Raw genomic sequence first — 25,288 nt, 5'->3', positions numbered from 1 at the left:
AGTTTGGACAAGAAGAAGAGACCTACAACATCGTTGCGGCTCACGGCTACTTCGGTCGTTTGATCTTCCAATACGCCAGCTTCAACAACTCCCGCGCACTGCACTTCTTCTTGGGTGCGTGGCCAGTAGTGGGCATCTGGTTCACCGCCCTGGGTATTAGCACCATGGCGTTCAACCTGAACGGTTTCAACTTCAACCAGTCCGTGATTGACTCTCAGGGTCGTGTCATCGGAACTTGGGCGGATGTGTTGAACCGCGCCAACCTAGGTATGGAAGTGATGCACGAGCGTAATGCTCACAACTTCCCGCTTGACTTGGCTGCTGTGGATGCACCTGAAATCGGTTAATCCATCGCTGAGCTAGTCTGATAGCTTGATGAAGAGCGCTCCCTCGGGGGCGCTTTTTGCATGAATGGGTTAATTTGGATGGAAGCTGGGGGCACTCTAAGCATCGTAATCAACACGTTATGATTGAGAACAACCACGGAATCAACCACGTTGACCAAGCGACTGCTATCTCAGGGTGGCCATAGATGATCGGTGGCTTAGATCAGGTGTAGGCAAAGCAGTTCAAGACTGAGTTCATGGGGAGACATATCGATGTTTGGACGGAAAAAGCCAGTCGGGTCGCTAACCTATCTGAGCGCCACCAGTGAATTCCAAGGCGATATCCATGTGGAAGGGGCTCTACGGGTCGATGGCATCATCCACGGCAAAGTGGATGTGATTGGTGATGTGGAAATTTCTCAAACTGGATTAATTGAAGGGCCAGAACTTCGGGCCCATAACATTACACTCCATGGGGTGGTCAAGGCGAGAGTTGTGGCGGATGGGCGACTTACCCTGAGCAGCACTGCTCGGCTAGAGGGTGATGTGACGGCCAACTCTCTGGACATTGAGGCGGGTGCATTCTATATCGGTCATATTGCTACTACGGAACCGAATCCTTCGAAACCCTTGCCATCAACGGCTAAACTCCCGGAACTTCTAGGGCGAGGGGACTAACGACGTTGGCTAGCGGTGGAAGAGGCTGAAGTGAGATAAGATGCCCTAGAGCGCAGGAGAATGAGTATGGGCAATACGTTTGGTCATTTGTTTCGAGTTACCACCTTTGGCGAATCCCACGGTGGAGGAGTTGGCGTTACGATTGACGGCTGCCCACCCCAGGTCGAAATTTCTGAGGCGGAGATTCAAGTTGAACTCGATCGCCGCCGTCCAGGGCAAAGTAAAATCACCACGCCCCGTAAGGAGGCCGATCGCTGCGAAATTCTCTCCGGTGTGTTTGAAGGCAAGACCCTGGGCACCCCGATCATGATCTTAGTGCGCAACAAGGACGCGCGATCGCAGGATTATGACGAGATGGCCCAGAAGTATCGCCCTTCCCATGCGGATGCTACTTACGACGCCAAGTATGGCATCCGCAACTGGCAGGGCGGCGGGCGTTCCTCGGCTCGGGAAACCATTGGTCGAGTGGCGGCAGGGGCGATCGCCAAAAAAATTCTGCAGCAGGTAGCTAATGTTGAGATCATTGGCTACGTCAAGCGCATCCAGGCCTTGGAAGGCCAGATTGATCCCAACACCGTCACCCTAGAGCAGGTTGAGAGCAACATCGTTCGTTGTCCAGATATGGACTGCGCAGAGCGGATGATTGATCTGATCGAACAAACGGGTCGAGCGGGCGATTCCATTGGCGGCGTAGTGGAATGCGTGGCTCGGCAGGTGCCCATGGGATTGGGTTCCCCTGTTTTCGACAAGCTGGAAGCTGACTTGGCCAAAGGAGTGATGTCTTTGCCCGCCAGCAAGGGCTTTGAAATTGGTTCAGGGTTTGCCGGCACCTTGCTCACCGGCATCGAACATAACGATGAATTTTATACCGACGAGCAGGGCAGGCTGCGCACGGTGACCAATCGTTCTGGCGGCATCCAGGGCGGCATTAGCAACGGTGAGAATATCATCATCCGGGTCGCATTCAAGCCTACGGCTACGATCCGCAAGGAGCAGCGCACGGTTACCAAAGATGGTGAAGAGACGCTGCTGGCCGCCAAAGGTCGCCACGATCCCTGTGTGCTGCCCCGGGCTGTGCCCATGGTGGAATCTATGGTCGCCCTGGTGCTCTGCGACCATCTTCTGCGCCAATCTGGTCAGTGCCACGTGCTCCCCTAGGAGCGATCGCTTCATGATTGAGATCTGGGCCAGCCTGGCGCTGGCTTAGATCGGCAGTGGCTATCATCTTCTCGTCCTCACCCTCAGGGTTCTTCTAAGCAGCAAACTTCTCTTCAACCAGCGGCTCAATCATCCGGAGCCCTTGTACCAATATTCATAAATGATTAAGCCATTGCTCCTCTTTATTAAGAAGCATTAACCTTAGGGCGTATAATGAAAAGAACTATACGCAAGCATTTCGAAAGGTAACAGGTTAAATGCGAGTTGCGATCGCCGGAGCTGGGTTAGCGGGGCTTTCTTGTGCCAAGTATCTTGTCGATGCTGGGCACACCCCCATTGTGTACGAGCGTCGAGATGTTTTAGGTGGCAAAGTTGCTGCCTGGAAAGATGAAGATGGCGACTGGTATGAAACCGGTCTGCACATTTTCTTCGGCGCATATCCCAATATGCTGCAATTAATGGGCGAGCTGGGCATTGAAGACCGGCTCCAGTGGAAAGAGCACAGCATGATCATGAACCAGCCGGATAATCCCGGTGTGTATTCACGATTTGACTTTCCCGATATTCCTGCCCCCTGGAATGGCATTGTTGCAATCCTCAGAAACAACAACATGCTCACCTGGGAAGAAAAAATCAAGTTTGGCCTAGGGCTGATCCCGGTCATGCTGCGTGGGCAGGCCTACGTTGAGGAAATGGATGAGTATTCTTGGACGCAGTGGCTGCAAAAGCACGGTATTCCTGAACGGGTGAATGATGAAATCTTCATCGCCATGGCCAAATCCCTCAACTTCATTGGCCCCGATGAAATCTCCTCCACGATTATCTTGACGGCCATGAACCGCTTCCTGCAGGAGCGGTACGGCTCCAAAATGGCCTTCCTCGACGGTGCGCCGCCCGAGCGCCTCTGCCAACCCGTTGTAGACTATGTCACCGAGCGGGGCGGAGAAGTTCACCTGAATGCCCCGCTCAAAGAAATTTTGCTGAATGACGACGGCAGCGTCTGCGGCTTTTTGTTGCGTGGTCTAGACGGCGAGAGCGATCGCACTGTAACCGCTGATGCCTACGTCTCTGCTATGCCCGTCGATCCTCTTAAGGTGATGCTGCCCGAACCCTGGCGACAACTGGATTTCTTCCAGCGCTTAGATGGTCTAGAAGGTGTGCCGGTCATCAACATCCACCTTTGGTTTGATCGCAAGCTCACGGATATTGATCATCTGCTCTTCTCGCGATCGCCCCTGCTCAGTGTGTATGCTGACATGAGCAACACCTGTCGTGAGTATGCTAACCCCGATCGCTCTATGCTGGAGTTGGTGTTAGCACCCGCCAAGGATTGGATTACTCGACCCGATGAAGACATTGTGGCGGCCACTCTGCAAGAATTACAAAAGTTGTTTCCTGACCATCTAACAGGCGACAATGCAGCTAAGCTCTTGAAATCAAAGGTGGTCAAGACTCCCCGTTCGGTCTACAAAGCCACGCCTGGTCGTCAGCCGTTTCGCCCCAGTCAAGTCACCCCCATTTCTAACTTCTATCTGACCGGCGACTTCACGATGCAGCGCTATCTGGCCAGTATGGAAGGGGCCGTACTTTCTGGTAAGCTTACGGCGCAGACCATTGATCATCGAACCCAATCCGAGCCATTGCCCACACCTACGCCCGTAACTGGAAGTGTTCCAGTTTCCTAGTTGTTTGGTGCAATATCCATGACTGTTCTGGCCCTTATAAGACTCCAAACGAATGGCTGATAGTCTGAAAGTGAACCCCCCAGCCTGCAATGTAATGCTGCAACTGCCTGAATCCCCGCGCATCACAACTGCTTCCCTTGCCGATTCCTACGAATACTGTCGCCAAATTACCGCTGAGTATTCTAAGACTTTCTACATGGGCACATTGCTCATGGCAGAAGAAAAACGGCGGGCAATTTGGGCGGTGTATGTGTGGTGTCGGCGAACGGATGAGCTAGTGGATGGCCCCCAGGCCGCCGCTACCACCGATGCGACCCTCGATCGCTGGGAGGAAGAATTGGAATCTATCTTTGCAGGACATCCGGTTCATCCCTCGGATGTGGCGATGGTGGATACCCTAGAGCGCTTCCCGATAGACATTCAACCCTTCCGCGATATGATTGCGGGACAGCGAATGGACTTATATCGCAACCGCTACGAGACCTTTAACGACCTGTACCTCTACTGTTACCGGGTTGCGGGTACGGTGGGGTTGATGTCTTCAGCGGTGATGGGGGTTGATGAAGCCCAAGATGTTGCGCCTTGGCACCAAGAATCTGACCACTCTCCCCAGCAGGAAGCGATCGCCCTCGGCATTGCCAATCAACTCACCAACATTTTGCGAGATGTGGGGGAAGATGCGCGTCGTGGACGCATTTACCTACCCCTCGAAGATCTGGCGCTGTTTAACTACACCGAGCGGGATTTGCTGAACGGCGTTGTGGACGACCGCTGGCGGGCTTTGATGCAGTATCAGATTCAGCGGGCCCGCAACTATTACACCCAGGCCGAACGCGGAATTAGCCGACTTAGCCCCGATGCTCGATGGCCGGTGTGGTCGGCGCTCATCCTCTACCGCCAAATCCTAGATGTGATCGAAAAAAATAACTATGACGTATTCCGGCAGCGTGCCTATGTGCCGCGCCTGCGGAAGCTTCTATGTCTACCGATCGCCAAGCTCTATGCCGAAGTGCGGTAGGGCAAGTTAAGACGGCGGTGCGGCTGGATGCAGCGGGATGGCTGGGGAAGCGATCGCTCGTTGCGGACGCCGTAGCCTTAGGGCAACACCCGTTCCCATCAGCGCCACCCCCAGGATCAGCAGGGGCAGGTGCAGTGTCACACTGCCTAGCACTGCATCGACAGAGCCAGCAATGAGCAGGAAGCGAGACGGGCGATCGTGTCGCCGGGCAATCATCTGAGATCGGATGTTCTTAAGTACCATGCGTGGGATGTGGTGAGTGAAAACTCATGGCGATCAGCGTGACGGTAAGCCGTCATCTCTAATCTAACGTCAGTTCGGGTTAAGGGAATTTTTCAGCTTGTTGGACGAAAGAATCAAGCTCTCAGTCTACGAGAGAATGAGGCTTTCAGCTTATCTCGAACTCAGGTTAATCTAGCGAACTCTAGCAAGCCATGGGGCTTTGGAACCCATAGGGCAGACTATACGTGCCGAGTGCGGTTGGGTAATGTCCAGCACAGTAACGGACACAACACGACGGCGGCGATCGAGACAATGAAAACGATCCACAGCCCGGCAGCTAGATCGGCGGTTTGAGTGAGGTCAGCGGCAAAAGAAAACATGGCTTTTGTATCAATAACTACTGCTTGTATTTTCATCTTACCCATCTCGGCAGGACTATCCGACTATTCGAGATATTTTGTTGACAATCGGCCATCGTTATAGTTCGTCGATTGGGAGATGGGGGGCAAGAGCAGGAATATCCAGCTCTAGAAATTGATCCAACGACGAGTAGACCCAATACAGAAAGGTTTGAGAATCTTGAATGGTTTTTTGAAATCCGAGAGCTTGGGCTAGGGCCTCATGGCTAGGATGGATAGGAATGGTGTGGATATCGCATAGGTTGGGGAAGTCGGTGCGCATGGCTGCCAGGATCTGTTGGGAATCTTGCAGGAACTGGGCCGCGACGGTCTGCGTCACATAAGGCTTATCAACGTGCCAACTGCGGACAAACACCGACCAGCAGGTGTCGTCTCCAGGATGGGCGATCGCTATGGGGTCTGCATCGGGATGATCGGACTGGTGGATTTTCGATAAATGGAGGCTTTGGCGAGGGGGCTGAAAAAAGCGTTCTTCCGATATGCGGGACACCGGAAACATAATGTAAAAGCCTACCGGGTTGTGGTTGTCCGTCCGTCTTAGCACCCGCATTCCCTTGGGATACAGGCTAGCCCAATGCCGAAGCTGGCGGGCAGTCTGATGGGCAACGGCATTGGTATTTGCCGTTAGCCAGTTGTACTGTTTTGCTAAAAAGGCGGCGACCAAAACAGCATCTCGGCGCGGATTAAACTGATCTGGATAGAGGGCAATATTGGTTGCAGTAGGCGGTATAAGCAGATCGGTCACTGCCCGCACTTTGAGGAGGGTGGTGTTGCCATCAAAGGTTTTGTCCAGCAATCCTAGGGCGACTAGGCGATCGATCATCAGTCCAGCAGCGCGATCGCTTCCCCGTTCACCGTGGGCATAGAACACCTCTGCGGCTTCTCGATGGGTGCAGGCGATCGCATCTGAAAGGGGGATGAGCGCATGGATAGGTGTCTGTAAGCGTTGGGCTTGATGGAGGTGCTTGAGCATCAGATACACCCACAGCCGGATGAAACAGGTAGCCCGGCGGGCCGTGAGACCTTTGATGTGACGTAAATGGTCGATATAGGCTTGCTGGTGGGACTGAGCAAACCAGTCTTCGAGTGACGCAGGATGAAGAGGGGGCATAGCTTTAGTAGAATGCTGAGTTTGAACAACAAAGCTATAGCTGTAGCCAGTTTGGGCAAGACATGGTCTAGATCAACGTCAGCTTGCACGTCTCTAGGGTTTCTGGATGTCCTACCCGTGGGACTATGGCTGTCGATGCCACACCCGTGTTGCTAAGCAGCAAGACAAGCAGGCTTGAAGATGGGGATCATCTCAAGTCTTCCCGTTTTTAAGTCAATTCGTAGCTCTTGACGATCCATAGCCCCTGATGATTACTGAGTACTTCACCTAAACTTCACCTCACTTCGGATAGGTTCACGGAGCTACATCACCTATCAGCCACCCTCACGGCTGTTGGAGCGCGATCGCCTGCCTCATGGCAGCTTCATAAAGACCCGATTCATACTCAGTAGCATCACTGAAAAGGTATGGGTGCACTCCTTAGCGCTTCGGGACTTAACTCTGTTGCCAGAGTCGGTTCTTGATGGCGATCGTCCCATGGATAGCTAGAGCCACCTGAGTTAGAACCCAGCGATCTGGCGTGCTCACATCGGTACGACGTCCAGATCGCGAACCACCACTTAACCCATGGAGCAACGCATCCTGTTCGGAGAGCATCCATAAAGCCCCCTTTTCGTTTGCACTGGACTATCTGTCGAGAGGAGACGAATTGTGCTAGCTGTTCTCAATACCCCCTTGTTACGGTCACAGCCATCTAGTCATCCCCAAGCGGTTCAACCAGAACGTGCCGAGCGATCGCCCCATCGCCAGCCCCAGGATCTGGATGATCTCGCTTTTTTCCAAGCCGTCCTAGAAGGATTTATGGATGGCGTTGTTTTGGTCACCAGCACCGGCAAGGTGTTGCACACCAACCGAGCGGCCCAGCGCCTTTTTCAGCAAGCCTCTAGTTCAACCCACACCGAGAATCCTAGCCTACCGCCCTGCATCTGGCACCTTTGCCAATGGGCGATCGCCTACCGCAATGACTATCCCCAAGATGAGCAACATCTCATTTTGGAAGCGGAAGTTTTGCTGAATGAACAGGTGAATGTCCGGGCGCGGGTGCGCTGGCTCAGCGGTTTGCGTCATCACGATGCTTGCCTCTTGGTGACCCTAGAAGATTTGACCCAAGTTGCCCAACAATTGGCGATCGCCGCTATGCATCAGTATGGCTTAACGCCTCGGGAAGCGGAAGTTTGGCAGTACCGCCTGCAAGGCTATTCCTATCAACAGATGGCTCAAGAGCTACATATTTCGGAAAATACCGTGAAGAAACATATCAAAAATATTCTGTCCAAGCGGCGATCGGTACAGCCCGACTAGTAGCGCAAGACAGAAGAACGAAGACAGAAAAGCGAAAAGGAATTCCAGGGCAAGCAATGTTTCCTGCCTCAGCAACTAGGCGGGTTACTTACGCCTCAGAGTCCTAGCCTGAACTCTCGAAGAGATTACCTAGGATCACCTGATCACTCTGGGCTTGTCGAAGGGTGATCCTAGGGCTTCGACCGACTCGGTTCCAACGGTGGTGCTTGAAGTCCAAAGACGTGTGCGCGTCTACTCGATGACCTGTCCCTACTCCACCGCGTAGCGTTTCAGGTCACCCAAAGAAACATGCTCTAGGGCAGAGGCATGGGTCGAGGCTAAAACCACCGGAGGAGCCACGCCATCATCTAGGGCCTCCTTCCAGCGAGAGGCACATAAACACCAGCGATCGCCCGGCTTTAGTCCTGGAAAGTTAAACATCGGGCGGGGGGTGCTCAGGTCATTGCCTTGGGCTTGGGTATAGTTCAAAAACTCTGCCGTCATCTGAGCACAGACTACATGGGCACCAAAATCACCTCCGCCGGTGTTGCAGTAGCCATCTCGATAAAATCCCGTGACCGGATCGGTGCAGCAGGCCGCTAGGGGTTCACCCAACACATTCATTGCCTCAGCCATCATACTCTCCATACACAATAAGGGGGCGACGGCAGGCGATAGGATGCGATCGCCCTTGAGACCATCATCCCTGAGACCATCGCCCCTAAAACCATCGTCAAACCTGCGACGGTTCGCCGTCAATAAGCACGGTCTAGCGCTTGCGGGAAAAAATACCCAAAAGACCATTCCGCTTCTGCTGGGGTTCTGTGGGCTTGGGGGCAGGCTGGGCACCATTGACCGTCAGGTTGACTTGCTCCGCGTATTTTAGCGCTAGGGGATTTTCAGGATCGAGCTTCAGGGCCTGGCGAAAATGTACTTTGGCCATGCCCTGGAGGTTTTGCACCAGGTATACCCGAGCCAAGACGGCATGATATTGACTATGCTCTGGCTCTAGGCGAATGGCATCCCGTAGTTCTTGCACCGCCATCGACCAGTTTTTCTTCTTAATATATTCCTGGGCTCGATGATAGTGCCGCTGGGCGTAGCTCAGTTCTGGCTGGCGCTCTTCCGTGGGAATGCTGGCAAATTGAATCGGCTGCGCTTCTTTTTTCGGCACAATGCCGCTGCGTTTTTCCCGTAGAAGCGGCTCGCCCATTTTCAGTTGCAAATACACCAGATTCAGCTCGCCCAGTTGCAAGGTGGTGGCTTCAAACTGATCGAGTGCCTGGTATTGATGGTCAATTAGAGAAGCGATCGCTTCTTCATAAAAGGTTTCTAGGGAATGGGACGGCACGGTGAGCAGCCGCTTGGCCAAGCTACCTTGGGGGGCGATCGGGGCATCTTTGGCAGCCCGGCGCACCCGAAAACGCAGCGTTGCCATCACTTCCGCCCGTCCGCTGTCTTGCTTTAGTTTTTGATAGGCAGGGTTCACCAACCGAGCTAGAATTTGGCCGGCTAAACTCTTGGTGGCGTCTTCCGTTGCTTGATAAACATCGGGGTGGAGCTGCTTGGCTACAATACGATACCGTTTCAACACCCGGCGATCATCAGCCGATACAGACAGTCCTAAGACGGCATAGGGGTCGGACAGTGTTTTGAGCCATTCACTGGAAAAAGAGTTCTGAGCCATGGGAGCCGTGGAGGATAAAGTCGATGGTACCGCTGGCTGGGTTGGCCTAAAGCAGCGGAACGACGCAACAAGACGGTCTGCGCCTAGATTTCTTGTTGATAGTTAGGGGAGCGATCGCACAGATATAACGGTCACCCGCTGGATGGTTGGATCAACCTCGCAGAGGTCGCATGGTATAGAGGTTAACGATCAACCCTAAACATCCATCGTTTCACGTAGCCCTACATCAAACGGCAGGTATAGACTCCAGTTCTCCCTTCATCATCCCTCAAAACGTTGGTCTTGGGCATGAATCTGGAGCTATGCGCTCAACCTTGACCGGGATTGCAACCAACGGATGCAGGTTCTCAACGGTGACCTCTCTTGTGGGTGATGGGTCTCTGGCAGGAGGTTTCCTTTTGGGGAAGCCCAACCATGGGGGAGCCCTATGCGTATGAGTCCTATGTAAATATACAGGAGGGTTTTGGATACATCGGGGTAACACTACGGAAAAAGCTGAAATGGTTGGCAGGAAGAACCGCACCTTGCCTTCAGTCCTATGCAAACAGGAATGCCGTCATCATGCAAGGGTATGGGTCAAGATTTGCTCATGGTCTAGGGTTTAGGTCATACGCTATGAATATGCAGGGTATGGGAGATGGGGCGAGGTGATGGTGGCTATAGGTATCGGTGCGATCGCCCTTGGAATGATCTTAGCTAACGTTTATCGCCGAGGGCTGAGGGGGTTCCTCCCCTGGTTCTATGTGGGGCCAGCGCTGTTGTTTCTGCTGCTCTACTTGGTGTTGCCTACGGTACAAACGGTCTACCTGAGTTTTTTAGATGGGCGATCGCAGCAGTTTGTGGGCTGGGATAACTACCGCGTTTTGTTGACCAATCCGGCAACGGGGATCGCTCTGCGCAATAATCTGCTTTGGCTGGTGGGGGTTACGGGCGTAAGCGTGGGGCTGGGGTTGGTGCTGGCGGTCTTGCTGGATCGGGTGCGCTATGAACCAATCATCAAGGGGCTAATTTTTATGCCCATGGCGATTTCCTTCGTGGGTGCGAGCGTCATCTGGCGGTTTGTCTATGCCTATCGCCCAGCCGGTCAGGAGCAGCTTGGCCTGTTGAATGCGATCGTCACGGCTCTGGGGGGGCAACCCATGGGCTGGACGGTGGAAACCTGTTGGCCGCTGGCAGATTGGGCACCCATCACGCTGCCGGGGGTGGGCTGGGAGTGGTCTTGCTGGGGGATCCCCTTTCTCAACACCCTGGCTTTAATGACCATCATGATCTGGCTACAAACAGGCTTTTGCATGGTGTTGCTCTCGGCGGCGGTGAAAGGGATTCCGGCAGATGTAGTGGATGCGGCCCGTGTGGATGGCGCTACGGAACTGCAAATTTTTTGGCGGATGACCGTGCCGCTCATTCGTCCGACGATCGCTGTGGTGGCAACGACGGTGGTGATCGTGGTGCTAAAAGTGTTTGATATTGTTTGGGTGATGACGGGCGGTCAGCAGGAAACTGAGGTATTGGCCAGTCGCATGATCAAGGAAATGTTTAATTTTCGCGAGTTTGGGCGCGGTAGTGCGATCGCTGTCTTGTTGCTTTTGGCTGTGGTGCCGGTGATGGTCAGCTCAATGCGGCGCTTTCGGGATGGGGAGGATGGGCTATGAAGCTGTTGAATGTCTTGAATCCCTGGCATCGCTCCCAGCCACCCTTGGCTCGTTATCGGCAGCAGCGCAGAGGAGTACGGCTGAAAACCTGGTTGAGCGCCGCTCCCGTTCACCTAACGCTGGTGGCGATCGCTCTCCTGTGGACGTTACCGACGGCTGGCCTCTGGATTAGCTCCCTGCGGCCAGCGGCCGATCTATCCCAGAGCGGCTGGTGGACGGTGTTCCAACATCCCTTTGAGCTCACCCAATATTCTCTACAAAACTACCGTGATGTGCTGACGGCGGAACATATGGGGCGAGCCTTTCTCAATAGTTTGATGATCACCCTCCCCGCTACGCTGATTCCCGTAGCGATCGCCACCCTAGCCGCCTACGGCCTAGCCTGGATGCGTTTTCCAGGGCGGCAGATGATCATGGTGGGCATCGTCGGTCTTTTGGTGGTGCCGCTGCAGATGACCTTGATTCCGGTGCTGCGAAGCTACCGAGATCTGGGGCTTGTGGGTCAGTTTGCTGCTGTCTGGTTGGCCCATACTGGCTACGGCCTGCCCCTAGGCATTTACCTATTGCGCAATTACATCGGCAGCCTGCCCCGCGAGGTGCTGGACGCTGCCGCCATCGATGGTGCCAGCCATTGGCAAACGTTGACCAAGCTGGTGGTACCCCTTTCCCTACCGGCGATCGCTTCTTTTGCTGTCTTTCAGTTCCTCTGGGTGTGGAATGATTTTTTGGTGGCGCTAGTGTATCTGGGGGCGGCTAATGAGGTTGCTCCGGTGACGGTGCAACTCAGTCGCCTAGTCGGCTCGCGTGGCCAAGACTGGCACCTGTTAACCGCTGGCGCATTTGTTACCATGGTGGTGCCGTTGGCGGTGTTTTTCGCCCTCCAGCGTCAGTTTGTCCGAGGTATTCTTGCCGGGTCGCTCAAGGGGTGAGGGTCTTCACGTTGGGGCAGCCAACTAGGGAACCCAGAAGCGATCGCCTGCAAGAACGGCCAGCGGTGCAAAATGCAGTATTTTGGGAATCGGGGGCTATGGATCGGATGGGTATACCTAGAGCATTCAGCGTCGAGGATGTGCCATACCCAACCGCATCGTAGGAATAACTGAGATATACTCCCATCATTGAATGTGGCGGTTTATGGAGATTCAGTTCGCTCGATCAGACCTGGATATTGCCCAGTGCTTCCCGATCATGGTGCAGTTACGACCGCACCTAGACCCAGCGGAATTTGTCAGCCAAGTGCAGCGCCAGCAGCAGGTTGGCTACCATTTGGTGTACTTAGATGTGGATGCCGCCGTGCAGGCGATCGCTGGATTCCGCATTGTGGAAACCCTTGCCAACGGTAAGGTGCTGTATATTGACGACCTGGTTACCGATGGTGTCGCCCAAGGCAATGGCTATGGCAAAGCGCTGATCGATTGGCTGCTAGACTATGCGCGATCAAAAGACTGCGCATCGATCCATCTAGACAGCGGCGTGCAGCGGACGGGGGCTCATCGCTTCTACTTTGGGCGAGGTATGACGATTACCGCGTTTCACTTTGGTATGAAACTCGACCCAGATCTCTAATCACCGCCGCTAGAAGAAGGGACTCTAGCGCTTTGTAGTGATGAATACGTTTTCTGAGTACATCCCTGCGTACAGTTTGGGTACTTAATCAGCGTTATCATACTGGTCCCGACACCATGGTTGGAACAGAACAGGCTCAAGCCGAGCATCTGGCAGCCCAGGCTGCGATCGCCGCTGCTGCAAGGGGCGTCACCTTGCGATCGGTTACCAAGCAATACGGAGCTGTCACGGCGGTTGAAAATATCAATTTAGACATCGCGGCGGGCTCCTACTGCTGTTTGTTGGGGCCGAGCGGCTGTGGCAAAACAACAACGCTGCGGATGATTGCCGGTCACGAAGAGATCAGCGGCGGTGAGGTGTTCATTGGCGATCAGCGGGTGAATGGCCTGCCTGCCGCCCAGCGCAATACCGCTATGGTGTTTCAAAACTACGCGTTGTTCCCCCATAAAACGGTATGGAAAAATGTGGAGTTTGGCCTAAAAATGCGGAATATTCCTGCCCAAGAGCGGGTGGAGCGGGTGGATGAGATGTTGGACATCGTGGGACTAGCGCAGTTTGCTAGCCGTCGTCCCCATATGCTCAGCGGTGGGCAGCAGCAGCGGGTGGCCTTGGCCCGAGCGCTGGTGACTCGTCCCCAAGTGTTGCTCTTGGACGAACCCCTGAGTGCTCTGGATGAAAGTCTTCGAGTCAAGACCCGGGGGGAATTACGCAAGCTGCAAAAGCAGTTTGGTATGACCTTTATCCAGGTTACCCATGCCCAGGATGAAGCCTTTTCTCTCTCGGATCAGATCGTGGTCATGGATCACGGGCATATTGACCAGATCGGCACCCCCAGCGCCATTTTTGAAGAGCCGGCCTCCCGCTTTGTGGCTCAGTTTGTCGGCGACAACAACCTATTTGATGGCCGGATCTTGCAAGGTGCCGATCAAAATCTGATGGCCCAAATTGAGGTGGATGGCCTGGGTGTCTTTGTGGGGAAGGGCAGTAGCGCCAGCGTTGGCATGGCGGCCACCTGCTGTGTCCGCAGCGATCGCCTCCTGCTCACCCCAACCGATGGCACCCTGCCGGCCGACTACCTGAACCAGGTGATGGCGCGGATTACTTCCATTGAGTTCACGGGCTACATTACGCGCGTGTCCCTCATGGTAGAACAGACGGAAACCGAAATTCTTTATAAAGCTCGAACAACCGATTGGCAGACCCTCGCCCTAGATGAGGGAGAGCAGGTCAGGCTTTCATGGATGCCGGAGCATTGTAGTATTCTGCTGAGTTAACATCGCGGACGTTCAACCTGCGATCGCTCTCCTCACCAGAATTGATGCGTCTCAAGCGATCGCCTCCTCGCGTTTAGTACCACCTCCTAGCTCAATTTAATTACGAGACCTAAGATGACTAAAATTACCCGTCGCAAACTCATTCAAACTGGTCTAGCTGCCGGTGCCTTTGCGGCCACCACCCGTTGCGCCCAGAACCCAGCTCCCCTTGGCACCCCCAATAATCCGGCCCAGGGGCCCGAGGTCAATACTAATCAAATTGCGGATGTCACCCTGCGGATGATTGGCACCGGGGTATCGCAAATTAATGAAATTAAAGAGAAAGCCGAAGAAGATCTAGGGTTCAAGCTAGAATTGCGCGCCCTGAGTACCGAAGAAAATAACCAGATTGCGATTACCCAGCCCGATCAGTACGACATTTTTGACGGAGAATATTTCAGCCTGCCCTTGGTCGTGCCGTCGGGGAACCTACAGCCCGTAGACATTAGCCGAATTACCGATTTCGACAAAATTGTGCCGATCTTTACCACCGGATCGCTTTATGATGGCGCGCCGGTGAATACCTCCCAGGGCACCTCGCCGATCCGGGTTATGTATGTGCAGGGCGAAGACTCTAGCGAATTTGCCACCGAAGCCACCGGCTGGGCGACCCTGATTCCCTTCCAATACAACGCTGACACCCTTGGCTACCGTCCTGACTTGGTGGGGCGCACCATCGAGAGCTGGGCAGAACTCTTTAACGATGAATTCCAAGGCAAAACCTCCATTCTTGATATTCCCTCCATTGGCATTATTGACGCGGCCATGGTCGCTGAAGCTTTGGGGCTCATGGAGTTTGCCGATAAAGGCAATATGACTCGGGAAGAGCTGGATCAAATTACCACGATCTTGATTGAGCGGAAGCGGGCTGGTCAGTTCCGTGCCTTCTGGAAGACCTTTGATGAATCGGTCAACTTTATGTCCTCCGGTGAGGTGGTGCTGCAGTCTATGTGGTCGCCTGCGGTGACAGCGGTGAAATCCCAAGGCATTGAATGTATCTATGCGCCGCTTAAAGAAGGCTATCGCGGCTGGGGCGGCGGTATTGGTCTATCCCGCAATCTGTCCGGCATTCAGCGGGATGCCGCCTATGAATACATTAACTGGATGTTAGAAGGCTGGGTGGGAGCTTTCCTCGGTCGCCAAGGCTACTACAGTGCTGCTCCTGAAAATGCTCGGAAATACATGTCTGAGGCGGAATGGGCTTTCTGGTATGAAGGACAAGCCGCCAGCGAAGACATGGTAGACCCCTTCGGCAAGACCTTAGAAAAAGCTGGAGCCGTGCGCGATGGCGGTTCCTTTGAGGAACGCATGGGCAATGTTGTGGTCTGGAATTCGGTGATGGAGGAGCAAGTCTACTTGGTGCAGAAGTGGAATGAGTTTATCGCGGCCTAATTCATGACTTAGGTCAGCTTAGGGCTGATGCATACCGGGGTGTGGCCATGCCATGCCCCCCTGCTAAGTAAGTGGACTCCATTCAAGGAAGCTGCCGAGTTTCGACGTCGTTCAACCCTCTTCTCATCACGATTTGAGCCTTGTGACGGGTTTCGACTCTGCTCAACCCTCTTCTTATTGGGATTTGCGCCTTGTGTCGGGTTTCGGCTTCGCTCAACCCTCTTCTCATTAGGCTTTGAGCTTTGTGCAACGTCGAAATGCTTACCAATCCTTACGTCCTCCCACTTACCAGATATCCTTTCATGGCGAGATGCCGCAAACAAGGACATGATTAAGAGTTGGAATGCGATCGCCCCCTATGTATTAATTGCGCCCCAGACGCTGATTTTTCTTTTATTTTTAATTTTTCCCATCGCCACCATCGTCGTGGTCAGTTTTTGGGAATTCACCGGCTATTCCATGACGCCGGCCTTTACCCTCGATAACTACATCGGTATCTTTACTTCCCAAGTTACCCTGGGTACCTACCTCAGCACCTTTCGCTTTGTGGGACTGGTGTGGCTCTTCACCCTGCTGATTGGCTTTCCGGTATCCTACTTCCTAGCCTTTTGCATCGAGGATGTGCGGCTACAGATCATCCTGTTTTTGGTCTGCACCGTGCCGTTCTGGACGTCCAACATTATTCGTATGATTTCCTGGATTCCTTTCTTGGGGCGAGAGGGCATTCTGAATAATCTCTTGATCAGCATCGGGGTGACGGATTCTCCCATTGATATTTTTCTCTTCTCCGACTTTGCCGTGGTGCTGGCCATGGTGCATCTCTACACCCTGTTTATGATCGTGCCGATTTTCAATAGCCTGATGCGCATCGAGCGATCGCTGATTGCTGCTGCTCAGGATGCTGGTGCTTCCAGTCTACAGGTGCTCAAAGAGGTGATTGTTCCCCTGGCTTTCCCTGGTATTGCCATCGGCTCTATTTTTGTGGTGACTTTGACCATGGGTGAATTTGTCACCATTCGGCTGATGAGTGGCGGTCAGTCTGCTTCCATCGGCTACCTGATTCGCAATCAAATCGGCAGTTTGCAATATCCCCTAGCCGCCGCCAATGCGGTGATTTTGCTGATGGTGACCCTTGTGCTGATCTTCGCCATCATGCGCCTTGTCGATATCCGTAAAGAACTGTAGGACTCGCTATGCTTTCCCAACGGCGATCGCTCTCCTTTTATCTCCTAGCCGCCTTTTTTAGCCTCTTCGTCCTGTTTCTCTACGGGCCGATGCTGGTGATTTTCATCCTGTCGCTGCAGGGCCCCGATGGTGCCCTCACCTTCCCCGTACGCAGCTTTGGCTTTCACTGGATCATCGCCCTCTTTGGGCAGCAGCGGGTGGGCGATTTTGTGGGAGCATTTCAGCGATCGTTCTTGCTAGGCATTGTGGTGATGCTGGTCTCGGCGGTGGTGGGGCTGATGGCGGGCATGGCTTTCCGGCAACGATTTGTGGGATCGCGGGTGATTTTCTACCTCACGATTTCTAGCCTAATTGTGCCGAGTATTTTGGTCTCCCTGGGCATCGGCATTGCCTTCAACCTGCTGGGCTGGTCGACCAACTGGTATACCTCCGGTCTTGCCGCCCATTTGACTTGGACGTTACCCTTCGCCTTCTTGATTATGGTGGGTGTGTTCAACCGTTTCGATCGCTCCTATGAAGAAGCGGCTCGTGACCTAGGAGCCAGTGAACTCAAAACTTTTGGGGAAATTGTCCTTCCCTTAATTGGCCCCAGCCTGATTGGTGTAGCGCTGTTTGGCTTCACCCTGTCCTACGATGAATTTATCCGCACGTCTCTGGTGTCCGGCGGTCGCAATACCCTGCCGTTAGAAATCTTCGGCATGACCACCAACGTCACCACCCCAGCCCTCTACGCTTTGGGCACGGTGACCACCGTCTTTTCCTTTTTGGTGATCACCATCGCCTTTGTATCCTACCAATGGGTTTCCCAGCGGCAAAAGTAGCCTGGCCCGAAGGGCCCGACCTCAGGCACAATAGAGGCAGTAGGAGGCCATAGCGGATTGATATCATCTGAATCGACGTGTCCTGCACCTTTCGGCGATCGCTCTCCATCTGCCTTCATGAGGGTGACGTGACGCCATGGCCCGATCTGCCTACTACTGACGATCTTTCTACCCCTGGATGCCACTATGCCGATAACTCTGGATGACGCCAAAACGCTGCTGGATGAGTTGCTCACCCGCTATCGTGCCCAAGTGGACTATCTCGCCATTCGCCTCGAAGAATCGGCAGGCACAGATATTCTGCTGCGGGGTAGCAAGATTGAGGCTCTTAGCGAGGGCATTGCCCTCGGCGGACAAATTCGCGCTTGCCATAAGGGCGGCTGGGGATTCGCCAGCTTTAACCGCATTGATGATATTCGTGCCCATCTTGAACGGGCGATCGCTGCGGCTCGGATGGTGGGCGATGAAGAAACCCTCTTAGCCGAGGTTGATCCAGTGCAAGCGGTGCGATCGCTGCCCTTAACTGGAACGGATCCGCGACGCATTGCCTTGTCCGACAAAAAAGCCTTGTGCGATCGCTATGCCGACATTTTGCGCAGTGTGGACGATCGGATTGCCACCACCTCCGTCCGCTATGGTGATAATGCCCAGCGGATTATTTTGATGACCTCCGACGGAACGCTGCTGGAACAATCCTGGGTGGATATGGAAATGCGCTTTGCGGCCACGGCCCGCAGTGGCGAAACGGTGCAAACGGGACGGGAAACCACTGGCTCTCGGCGGGCCTACGAAGATTTAGCCGGTTTGGATCATCAGGTGCGCAGTGCGGCCCAGCGGGCCGTGGATGCCCTGGCCCTGCCTTCCGTGCGCGGCAACACCTACACCGTGGTGATTGACCCAATTTTGAGTGGATTGTTTGTCCATGAAGCCTTCGGGCATCTTTCGGAAGCGGATATGGCCTACGAAAATCCCGATATTTTGGAAGTGATGACCCTGGGGCGGCGGTTTGGCCCCAAAGAGCTACAGATTTTTGACGGTGCGGCCCCTGAAGGGCATCGCGGCAGCTACTACTACGATGATGAGGGGGTGCCTGCCACCACCACTCAGCTCATTGAAGATGGCGTCTTGGTGGGACGGCTGCACTCGCGGGAAACAGCGGGCAAGCTGGGCGAAGCACCGACGGGAAATGCTCGCTGCCTCAGCTACCACTATCCGCCGATTGTGCGCATGACCAATACCTGGATTGAGCGCGGCAATACGCCGGTTGATCAACTGTTTGACGGCATCCAAGAGGGGGTTTATGCCCGCAACTGGCTCGGCGGCATGACCAACGGGGAAATGTTTACCTTCACGGCCGGGGAGGCCTGGATGATCCGCAATGGCAAGGTGGCGGAGCCGGTGCGGGATGTCACCCTGTCGGGCAATGTGTTTACCACCCTGGCGGATATTGACGCGATCGGCGATGACTTTTTCTGGGATGAATCGGGCGGCTGCGGTAAGGGCGGCCAGAGCGGCTTAGCGGTCGGCTGTGGTGGCCCAAGTTTACGGATTCGGGATGTTGTTGTCGGCGGTGAGGCAGATATCTAGGGGGAGGAGCGATCGCCCCCTGCTGCAATGGCTGTAGACAGCGTCATGCCCTAAGGCCTGACAAGATGTGCGCTGCCACCCTACGAATTCACCTTGCTCTGAATCAAGGGAGCTACTGTAGGCATAAAAAAACATAGGCATAAAAAAACAGGGGATGGCTCCCCCGTTTAGGTGGCGATCGCTCCCTTTGGTTCGTTAGGGGCGATCGCTTGTTTGTAGCGTGACCTAGGCAATCGTGGCCATTTTCACGTCGCTGCTGGCTAGCAGCTCTTGCAGTTCTTCTGCATCAACGGTTTCCCGTTCGACGAGCATTTGGGCTAGGTGATCCAAGACGGTGCGGTTATCGACCAATACCGACTTGGCGCGGCGATAGGCTTGGTCAACGAGGTTGCGGACTTCATCATCCACAGCGGCAGCGGTTTCTTCGGAGAAGTCCCGCTCAGCGGCGATGTCGCGACCGAGGAACATATTGCCTTGCTGACGACCGAGGGCAACGGGGCCGAGGCGATCGCTCATCCCGAAGCGCATTACCATTTGCCGAGCAACGCGGGCTACCTGCTGCAGGTCATTGGACGCGCCGGTGGTGACTTCTTCATCGCCGAAGATGATTTCTTCAGCAATCCGTCCACCTAGGGCAACGGCCATTTGGTTTTGTAGGTAGGAGCGTGAGTAAAGACCAGAATCCATGCGGTCTTCGCTGGGGGTGAACCAGGTGAGTCCACCGGCACGACCCCGAGGGATGATGCTGATTTTTTGCACCGGGTCATAGTCGGGCATCAGGGCACCCACCAAGGCGTGACCGGCTTCGTGGTAGGCCACCAAGGTCTTGCGCTTCTCGCTCATCACCCGATCTTTCTTCTCGGGCCCAGCCAAGACGCGATCGATGGCGTCGTTGACTTCGTCCATGGAGATTTCGGTGAGGTTGCGACGGGCAGCAAGAATGGCTGCTTCGTTCAGCAAGTTGGAGAGATCCGCGCCGGTGAATCCGGGAGTCCGGCGGGCGATGCGATCGAGATCCACATCTTTCGCCAAGGTTTTGCCACGGGCGTGAACGTTGAGGATTTCGAGACGACCGGCATAGTCGGGGCGATCGACCACGACTTGGCGATCGAAACGGCCGGGACGCAGCAGCGCGGCATCCAACACATCGGGACGGTTGGTTGCCGCGATGATGATGATACCGGTGTTGCCTTCAAAACCATCCATCTCGGTGAGCAACTGGTTTAGCGTTTGCTCACGCTCATCGTTACCGCCCCCGAGACCCGCACCCCGCTGACGACCGACGGCATCAATTTCATCAATAAAGACGATACAGGGAGCATTGGACTTGGCTTGTTCAAACAGGTCGCGGACGCGGGATGCACCCACCCCGACGAACATTTCCACAAATTCAGAACCGGAGATGGAGAAGAAGGGGACGCCTGCCTCACCAGCAACAGCCTTCGCCAATAGGGTTTTACCGGTTCCAGGAGGGCCCACCAGCAGGACACCCTTGGGGATCTTGGCACCGATGGCCGTGAAGCGATCGGCATTTTTCAAGAAGTCCACCACTTCTGCTAGCTCTAGCTTGGCTTGCTCAATCCCGGCCACATCACCAAAGGTGACCTGGGTTTGGGGTTCCATTTGCACCCGAGCTTTCGACTTACCGAAGTTCATCGCTTGGTTGCCGGGGCCGCTCTGGGCGCGACGCAACACAAAGAACAGCACAATCAGCAGCAGGAAGGGAATCAGCAGGGAGCCGAAGACCCTTGCAAACACGTTATCTTCAGGCTGAGGGGCAACGGAAATATCGACGTCGTTCTGCGTCAGGATGTTGAGCAGGTCTGGATCGTTGACGAGGTTCACGAGCACCTTGCTGCCATCTTGGGCGGTGATGGTGGCGCGAGCGCGATCAGAGCTGATGCTGACCTTTTCAACTTGATTTTGCTCAACCCGTTCAATAAATTCGCTATAGCGCCAGGTATCTTGCACTTGGGGCTGGCGATCGCTGAGCAACGATGTTCCCAAAAAGATCACCACGACCGCTAAGAGTGCGTATAGTCCTGCGTTTCTCCACCGCTTATTCACTAAGGTCAATCCTCCTAATACTTATATTGAAGTAGCCCTAAACCGAGGACTGTAAGGCCAGGACTTACGCCATGTCTTGAAACCGGGAGAACGCTAGAGCCAAAACCCTGCGCCACAAACCAGAACGTGCGATAAGCCCTAAGCTTGATTTCTATTGTTAACTAATATTAACGCATTTCAGAAATCTACGGGATTTGGACGAGCGATCGCTTCTTGAAGCAACTCTAGTCCGGGATGGTGAGGATCATAGGATCGGCAATCTGCGCCGCTGAGGACGTGGCTAATCGGCACAACCTCGACCACAGAATTGCAGTAGGCGATCGCCTCTAGATGAGAACGAACCTGCGCGCACCATGGCTCCTCACGTATCTCTATATTTTGGCACTTTAAGCTAGAAATGAGGTGCGATCGCGCCAAACCAGGCAAAATTCCTTGGGATATCGGCGGCGTCCAGTAGCATCCAGCTCCCCAACCCCACAAATTTCCCGTACTGGTTTCTAGCCACGCGTCATCCAAACCCACCAAAATGGCCTCCTGAGCCTGGTGCTGCTGGGCCCGTTGGCGGGCCAGCCAGGGGGCTAGGTAGTTTCCAGTTTTATGAGACGGCAGCGATCGCCCCCCATAGCCCAAATCTCCTAGATCGTCCCAGGTGGCCACCCAGGCGGTGATGCCCTGCTGATGCCAATGATCGAGGTTGGTGGGCAGCGATCGCCCCAAAATCCAATGGCGGCCGTCGGGAAACAGGGTGACGCGCAGAACGGGGTGGTGGTCGGCGAGATAGATTGCGCCCTGTTCCACCTGAGACCAATCGGGCGATCGCCATCCTAGGGCCGCCAGGCTAGTTTGCAGGCGCTGGACGTGATCGCTCCAATGGCTGCGGGGATCATGGAGGCGATCGTAGATGCGCAGGGTGGTGAATACCGTTGCGCCAAACAGCAGCGCCGGATCATCGGGGGCAATGGGCAGCGTATCGCCGGTATGCAGTTGACCGTTGTACCAACTTGGCGGAGACATGGGTGGAATGTACGATGTCTGGCTGGTTTAAATCCTTTTTATGGGATGTAGCCTGTGTTAGCGAAGCGTAACGCACGGCTGAGTGTAGCCTGTGTTAACGAAGCGTAACGCGCGCCTAAATCCTGTGCATCTTCCCATCCCTTGGGGATTGGGTGGCGGAATTTAGGGAATGCGGATGGTGGAACTACCGTCGGGATTTTCGACGAACTCGCCGCCGAGGGCTTCAATGCGATCGCGGGCGTTTTGTCGGGTGCGTTCATCCACGGCATTTTGCAACACCAGCATCCAGGCGGCAATTTGGGCGGAGCTGCTGTCAGGGTTTTGGGCTAGGAATTGGGCGGTTTGGCGAGAGAGGGCAGCGGCGTTGTCGCTACCGGGAAAGGAGGATTGTTCGGCCCAGTCGGCAGCGGTTTCAAAGGATTGCCGAGCTGTTTCGCCATCGCCCAAAAAGAGCAGTTCATCAATTCCCTTTTGTCGCCAGACAAAATAGGAATTGGACGGTGCGTTGGGTTCTAGGCGAGACACATTGCGATCCATAATCTCGATGGCCCTTTCTGGCATACCGGCATATTGAGACGTGCTGGTGGACAGGAAGGTGTAGGCGAGGATGAAGCGAGGATCGCGTTGCAGAACGATCTCGAAATACTCTGGGCTGAGGGAATAGTCGGTGCGCTGGCGAATTTCCTCATCGCCGAAATATTGCACGAAGCTGAGGAAGACCCAGTTGGCCATGAGGTTGTCGTAGCCAAAGGCGGGCGATCGCTTCAAGAGTTCCAGACGGGATGCTTCTAGGGTCAGTTGCTGTTGCAGCTCGTCGTCGGTGAAGGTGCGATCGCCTTTGATGCGCTGCAGTTCGGGCACCTGTAGGGAGGCGATCGCTCCTAGGGCCACCAGACTGGTGAGGGCGGCGGCTAGGGTATGTCGCCAATGGTGTCGGGGGGATGCAAGTTCCATGGCTGGGGGTGAGAAACGTCAACATCCCCCTAGGGTAGGAGGATGGAGGGTTGTGGACAAGGTTTTTCGGGACAATCTCAGCGTCAATCTTGAGGGAACGAGCCGTGGCTCAGGTTTTTGTAAATTTTTGTAAACAAGTGATCGATCGCTGAATAGTGCTACATCCTAGGCAGAATCAGCCTCGGATTGCCTTTCTCCGTAATTGTACGAGGGTTAGCGGATCGAAAAAAAAGAAGTTATGCTGGGTGCAACGCTTGAGTGCGGGAATACTTAAGTTGTAATTCGGGATTTCATAACAGGGAGGTGGTTGCATCACCTCTCTTCAAATCAAAGCTACTGGGCGAGCGGGAAACCGTCCGGTAGCTTTTTGATTGGGGGCTACGGGGTGAAGCGGCAGATGCCCCACGGAGAAGAGAGTCATAGACTAGAATTAATCGGGGTCACATGCAGGAACTGCGCCAGGGTCGCCTTCGCATAGCTTAGCCAGAGTAGTAGCGTTACCATCGCCACCTGTACCTAGCCAAATTGTACCGGCATAGCCTTTGAGATCGGGCCCAGATGGAGTTGCCTCGTTGGTAGCCTGGACAGAGCCAGCACCACCGCCGTTAATGGTGTAGGTGTAGTTTTCGGTGTTGCTGATGCCAAGTTCTAGGTCAGCAAAACCAGCTTGGTCAGCAAACTCACGGTTTTCTAGGTAGAAGGCTTGCTGAGCACGGTTCATAGCACCGATGTAGGTTTGTGCTTCAGACTGACGAGCTTTGTTGGCTTGGTTCAAGAAGGAAGGAAGAGCAATGGCAGCTAGGATACCGATGATGATGATGACCACCAGTAGCTCAATCAGGGTGAAGCCCGATTGCCCGGAGCGGCGGCGGAGAACCTGAAGAAGAAGGCGGTTGTGGAAAGTCGTCATGGGTTGTGAGGGAATAAAGGTCTCGTGCGGAATGACGCAGATACACGCCTAGGGGGCAACGAGGCTTGGGGTAAACAGAGGGTATAGCAAAGCTACCAGGCGACTGGGAATGCGACTGGTAGCTTGCAGGTCGTCAAGAGAGGAAATGAAGGATGGCGATGTGCTCGCTCGGTTCATTCCTGCTTAGTCTAAATTAGTCGATGGGGCAAGGAGGAACTACACCGGGGTCGCCTTCACATAGCTTGGCAAGTGTGGTTGCGTTACCGTCATCACCTGTACCTAGCCAAACTGTACCAGCGAAGCCTTTCAGATCTGGTCCAGTAGGAGTTGCAACGTTGGTTGCTTCGGTAGAACCTGCGCCACCGTTGTCAATGGTGTAGGTGTAGTTTTCGGTATCGCTCAAGCCTAGCTCAAGGTCAGCGAAGTTACCTTGTGCAGCAAACTCGCGGTTTTCTAGGTAGAAGGCTTGCTGAGCACGGTTCATAGCACCGACGTAGGTTTGTGCTTCAGACTGACGAGCTTTGTTGGCTTGGTTCAAGAAGGAAGGAAGAGCAATGGCAGCCAAGATACCGATGATGATGATCACAACCAGTAGCTCGATCAAGGTGAAACCCTTGGTGTTCTTGCCAGCGAAGTGTTGGATTAGTTTGGCTTTGAGTGCAGAGTTCATTGTTTTCTCCTTAGAGTTGCGGGAACGTTGTTGGTTTGAAGTTGCGGGATTCGGATTTCTAACTCCTGACTATAACTTGCCCACCCGGTTTCAATTTGATATCACTCTCCCAAAACTTTTTTTGGATTTTTTTTTCAGATCGGCTAGACCCCAGGAACCACAAGGGTTGATCTGCGTCTTTATCAAACCACGGTTGGGCTCCTCCCATGATCGCCCTGGGTTGGGGAGGGATGCAGATGTGTCGAACAACACGCTCAAGTCCATCAGTGCTGAGGAATTTATGCAGATCCTCACCCCGAAGATCCTTGTCCGAAGACCCTCATCCCCCAGCCCCTTCTCCCACGAGGGTAGAAGGGGAGCAAGAAGGTGTAGGTATTTCAAAGTCCCTCGCCCGTTCTGGGAGAGGGATTTAGGGTGAGGGTCTTCGAGGTTGCTCAGATTGAACCAAGATCCTGGTTGATCGACGAATCTTGCCCCCTTATCCCCCAGCCCCTTCTCCCACGAGGGGAGAAGGGGAGCAAGAAGGTGTAGGTGATTTCAAAGTCCCTCGCCCGTTCTGGGAGAGGGATTTA

Annotated in this window: 23 protein-coding genes and 1 pseudogene; 14 read left to right on the top strand and 10 right to left on the bottom strand. The window is 54.3% G+C overall.

Annotated features, from left to right (window positions below):
* The 5 genes and pseudogenes from JUJ53_RS23685 to crtB form a co-directional block, all read left to right on the top strand.
* A pseudogene (locus JUJ53_RS23685) lies at positions 1–347 on the top strand (photosystem II q(b) protein); the annotation flags it as partial.
* 252 nt (positions 348–599) lie between these two features.
* Positions 600–1,004 carry a polymer-forming cytoskeletal protein gene (locus JUJ53_RS23680; protein WP_204154516.1) on the top strand — a complete coding sequence of 135 codons (405 nt, stop codon included), beginning with the start codon at positions 600–602 and terminating at the stop codon, positions 1,002–1,004.
* Positions 1,005–1,070: 66 nt separating this feature from the next.
* The gene (gene aroC, locus JUJ53_RS23675) at positions 1,071–2,162 is read left to right on the top strand and encodes a chorismate synthase (RefSeq protein WP_204154515.1); all 1,092 of its coding nucleotides are present in this window, start codon (positions 1,071–1,073) and stop codon (positions 2,160–2,162) included.
* A 257-nt stretch (positions 2,163–2,419) separates the two neighbouring features.
* Positions 2,420–3,847: a 15-cis-phytoene desaturase gene (pds, locus tag JUJ53_RS23670; RefSeq protein WP_204154514.1), complete on the top strand. Its 1,428-nt coding sequence runs from the start codon at positions 2,420–2,422 to the stop codon at positions 3,845–3,847.
* 94 nt (positions 3,848–3,941) lie between these two features.
* Complete coding sequence (crtB, locus tag JUJ53_RS23665) at positions 3,942–4,865, top strand: 15-cis-phytoene synthase CrtB (RefSeq protein WP_204154513.1); 924 nt, start codon at positions 3,942–3,944, stop codon at positions 4,863–4,865.
* 6 nt (positions 4,866–4,871) lie between these two features.
* Here the strand turns inward: crtB and JUJ53_RS23660 are convergent, their stop codons facing one another.
* From JUJ53_RS23660 to JUJ53_RS23650, 3 genes are all read right to left on the bottom strand, one after another.
* Complete coding sequence (locus tag JUJ53_RS23660; RefSeq protein ID WP_204154512.1) at positions 4,872–5,108, bottom strand: hypothetical protein; 237 nt, start codon at positions 5,106–5,108, stop codon at positions 4,872–4,874.
* Between the two features lie 218 nt (positions 5,109–5,326).
* Positions 5,327–5,467 carry a hypothetical protein gene (locus JUJ53_RS23655; protein WP_204154511.1) on the bottom strand — a complete coding sequence of 47 codons (141 nt, stop codon included), beginning with the start codon at positions 5,465–5,467 and terminating at the stop codon, positions 5,327–5,329.
* Positions 5,468–5,564: 97 nt separating this feature from the next.
* A complete protein-coding gene (locus JUJ53_RS23650) occupies positions 5,565–6,617 on the bottom strand; it encodes a hypothetical protein (RefSeq protein ID WP_204154510.1) in 1,053 nt (350 codons plus the stop codon).
* Between the two features lie 651 nt (positions 6,618–7,268).
* On the opposite strand from JUJ53_RS23650, the gene JUJ53_RS25645 reads away from it, so the two are divergent.
* Complete coding sequence (locus tag JUJ53_RS25645) at positions 7,269–7,919, top strand: LuxR C-terminal-related transcriptional regulator (protein WP_204154509.1); 651 nt, start codon at positions 7,269–7,271, stop codon at positions 7,917–7,919.
* A gap of 249 nt (positions 7,920–8,168) precedes the next feature.
* On the opposite strand, the gene JUJ53_RS23640 is transcribed toward JUJ53_RS25645, so the two are convergent.
* Both JUJ53_RS23640 and JUJ53_RS23635 read right to left on the bottom strand, forming a co-directional pair.
* Positions 8,169–8,534 carry a DUF2237 domain-containing protein gene (locus JUJ53_RS23640; protein WP_204154508.1) on the bottom strand — a complete coding sequence of 122 codons (366 nt, stop codon included), beginning with the start codon at positions 8,532–8,534 and terminating at the stop codon, positions 8,169–8,171.
* 133 nt (positions 8,535–8,667) lie between these two features.
* Positions 8,668–9,585, bottom strand: a complete 918-nt coding sequence (locus JUJ53_RS23635) for a J domain-containing protein (RefSeq protein WP_204154507.1) — start codon at positions 9,583–9,585, stop codon at positions 8,668–8,670.
* A gap of 686 nt (positions 9,586–10,271) precedes the next feature.
* Between JUJ53_RS23635 and JUJ53_RS23630 the strand changes: the two genes are divergently transcribed.
* The 8 genes from JUJ53_RS23630 to JUJ53_RS23595 all read left to right on the top strand — a co-directional run bounded on the left by JUJ53_RS23630 (position 10,272) and on the right by JUJ53_RS23595 (position 19,101).
* A complete protein-coding gene (locus tag JUJ53_RS23630) occupies positions 10,272–11,237 on the top strand; it encodes a sugar ABC transporter permease (RefSeq protein WP_204154526.1) in 966 nt (321 codons plus the stop codon).
* On the top strand, positions 11,234–12,166 hold the full coding sequence (locus JUJ53_RS23625; RefSeq protein WP_204154506.1) for a carbohydrate ABC transporter permease: 933 nt from the start codon (positions 11,234–11,236) through the stop codon (positions 12,164–12,166). Before JUJ53_RS23630 ends, JUJ53_RS23625 begins: the two co-directional genes overlap by 4 nt.
* Before the next feature lie 259 nt (positions 12,167–12,425).
* Complete coding sequence (locus JUJ53_RS23620) at positions 12,426–12,803, top strand: GNAT family N-acetyltransferase (protein ID WP_239125319.1); 378 nt, start codon at positions 12,426–12,428, stop codon at positions 12,801–12,803.
* 116 nt (positions 12,804–12,919) lie between these two features.
* Positions 12,920–14,077: an ABC transporter ATP-binding protein gene (locus JUJ53_RS23615; RefSeq protein WP_204154504.1), complete on the top strand. Its 1,158-nt coding sequence runs from the start codon at positions 12,920–12,922 to the stop codon at positions 14,075–14,077.
* A gap of 114 nt (positions 14,078–14,191) precedes the next feature.
* Positions 14,192–15,508 carry an extracellular solute-binding protein gene (locus tag JUJ53_RS23610; RefSeq protein WP_204154503.1) on the top strand — a complete coding sequence of 439 codons (1,317 nt, stop codon included), beginning with the start codon at positions 14,192–14,194 and terminating at the stop codon, positions 15,506–15,508.
* A gap of 327 nt (positions 15,509–15,835) precedes the next feature.
* Entirely contained in the window at positions 15,836–16,693 is an 858-nt protein-coding gene (locus tag JUJ53_RS23605; protein ID WP_204154502.1) for an ABC transporter permease, read from the top strand.
* A gap of 8 nt (positions 16,694–16,701) precedes the next feature.
* Positions 16,702–17,514: an ABC transporter permease gene (locus tag JUJ53_RS23600; RefSeq protein WP_204154501.1), complete on the top strand. Its 813-nt coding sequence runs from the start codon at positions 16,702–16,704 to the stop codon at positions 17,512–17,514.
* Positions 17,515–17,700: 186 nt separating this feature from the next.
* On the top strand, positions 17,701–19,101 hold the full coding sequence (locus JUJ53_RS23595) for a TldD/PmbA family protein (protein WP_204154500.1): 1,401 nt from the start codon (positions 17,701–17,703) through the stop codon (positions 19,099–19,101).
* 225 nt (positions 19,102–19,326) lie between these two features.
* Here the strand turns inward: JUJ53_RS23595 and ftsH3 are convergent, their stop codons facing one another.
* The 5 genes from ftsH3 to JUJ53_RS23570 all read right to left on the bottom strand — a co-directional run bounded on the left by ftsH3 (position 19,327) and on the right by JUJ53_RS23570 (position 24,716).
* Entirely contained in the window at positions 19,327–21,168 is a 1,842-nt protein-coding gene (gene ftsH3, locus JUJ53_RS23590) for an ATP-dependent zinc metalloprotease FtsH3 (protein WP_343328022.1), read from the bottom strand.
* A 177-nt stretch (positions 21,169–21,345) separates the two neighbouring features.
* Entirely contained in the window at positions 21,346–22,182 is an 837-nt protein-coding gene (locus tag JUJ53_RS23585) for an aminotransferase class IV (RefSeq protein WP_204154498.1), read from the bottom strand.
* Positions 22,183–22,344: 162 nt separating this feature from the next.
* Positions 22,345–23,136, bottom strand: coding sequence for a hypothetical protein (locus JUJ53_RS23580; protein WP_204154497.1), 792 nt, complete (start codon positions 23,134–23,136; stop codon positions 22,345–22,347).
* A gap of 430 nt (positions 23,137–23,566) precedes the next feature.
* On the bottom strand, positions 23,567–24,046 hold the full coding sequence (locus JUJ53_RS23575) for a type IV pilin-like G/H family protein (RefSeq protein ID WP_204154496.1): 480 nt from the start codon (positions 24,044–24,046) through the stop codon (positions 23,567–23,569).
* A 193-nt stretch (positions 24,047–24,239) separates the two neighbouring features.
* Positions 24,240–24,716, bottom strand: a complete 477-nt coding sequence (locus JUJ53_RS23570) for a type IV pilin-like G/H family protein (protein ID WP_204154495.1) — start codon at positions 24,714–24,716, stop codon at positions 24,240–24,242.
* Positions 24,717–25,288 lie beyond the last annotated feature (572 nt).

The organism is Leptolyngbya sp. CCY15150 (assembly GCF_016888135.1).
Lineage (GTDB): Bacteria > Cyanobacteriota > Cyanobacteriia > RECH01 > RECH01 > RECH01.
Note: the sequence above shows the minus strand (reverse complement) of the source record. Positions and strands in the feature narration are given on the sequence as shown.

Coding starts and splice junctions, on each gene's coding strand:
- JUJ53_RS23680 (WP_204154516.1), top strand. CDS start 600: ATGTTTGGACGGAAAAAGCCAGTCGGGTCGCTAACCTATCTGAGCGCC.
- aroC (WP_204154515.1), top strand. CDS start 1,071: ATGGGCAATACGTTTGGTCATTTGTTTCGAGTTACCACCTTTGGCGAA.
- pds (WP_204154514.1), top strand. CDS start 2,420: ATGCGAGTTGCGATCGCCGGAGCTGGGTTAGCGGGGCTTTCTTGTGCC.
- crtB (WP_204154513.1), top strand. CDS start 3,942: ATGCTGCAACTGCCTGAATCCCCGCGCATCACAACTGCTTCCCTTGCC.
- JUJ53_RS23660 (WP_204154512.1), bottom strand. CDS start 5,108: ATGGTACTTAAGAACATCCGATCTCAGATGATTGCCCGGCGACACGAT.
- JUJ53_RS23655 (WP_204154511.1), bottom strand. CDS start 5,467: ATGTTTTCTTTTGCCGCTGACCTCACTCAAACCGCCGATCTAGCTGCC.
- JUJ53_RS23650 (WP_204154510.1), bottom strand. CDS start 6,617: ATGCCCCCTCTTCATCCTGCGTCACTCGAAGACTGGTTTGCTCAGTCC.
- JUJ53_RS23640 (WP_204154508.1), bottom strand. CDS start 8,534: ATGGCTGAGGCAATGAATGTGTTGGGTGAACCCCTAGCGGCCTGCTGC.
- JUJ53_RS23635 (WP_204154507.1), bottom strand. CDS start 9,585: ATGGCTCAGAACTCTTTTTCCAGTGAATGGCTCAAAACACTGTCCGAC.
- JUJ53_RS23630 (WP_204154526.1), top strand. CDS start 10,272: ATGATCTTAGCTAACGTTTATCGCCGAGGGCTGAGGGGGTTCCTCCCC.
- JUJ53_RS23625 (WP_204154506.1), top strand. CDS start 11,234: ATGAAGCTGTTGAATGTCTTGAATCCCTGGCATCGCTCCCAGCCACCC.
- JUJ53_RS23620 (WP_239125319.1), top strand. CDS start 12,426: ATGGTGCAGTTACGACCGCACCTAGACCCAGCGGAATTTGTCAGCCAA.
- JUJ53_RS23615 (WP_204154504.1), top strand. CDS start 12,920: ATGGTTGGAACAGAACAGGCTCAAGCCGAGCATCTGGCAGCCCAGGCT.
- JUJ53_RS23610 (WP_204154503.1), top strand. CDS start 14,192: ATGACTAAAATTACCCGTCGCAAACTCATTCAAACTGGTCTAGCTGCC.
- JUJ53_RS23605 (WP_204154502.1), top strand. CDS start 15,836: ATGATTAAGAGTTGGAATGCGATCGCCCCCTATGTATTAATTGCGCCC.
- JUJ53_RS23600 (WP_204154501.1), top strand. CDS start 16,702: ATGCTTTCCCAACGGCGATCGCTCTCCTTTTATCTCCTAGCCGCCTTT.
- JUJ53_RS23595 (WP_204154500.1), top strand. CDS start 17,701: ATGCCGATAACTCTGGATGACGCCAAAACGCTGCTGGATGAGTTGCTC.
- JUJ53_RS23585 (WP_204154498.1), bottom strand. CDS start 22,182: ATGTCTCCGCCAAGTTGGTACAACGGTCAACTGCATACCGGCGATACG.
- JUJ53_RS23580 (WP_204154497.1), bottom strand. CDS start 23,136: ATGGAACTTGCATCCCCCCGACACCATTGGCGACATACCCTAGCCGCC.
- JUJ53_RS23575 (WP_204154496.1), bottom strand. CDS start 24,046: ATGACGACTTTCCACAACCGCCTTCTTCTTCAGGTTCTCCGCCGCCGC.
- JUJ53_RS23570 (WP_204154495.1), bottom strand. CDS start 24,716: ATGAACTCTGCACTCAAAGCCAAACTAATCCAACACTTCGCTGGCAAG.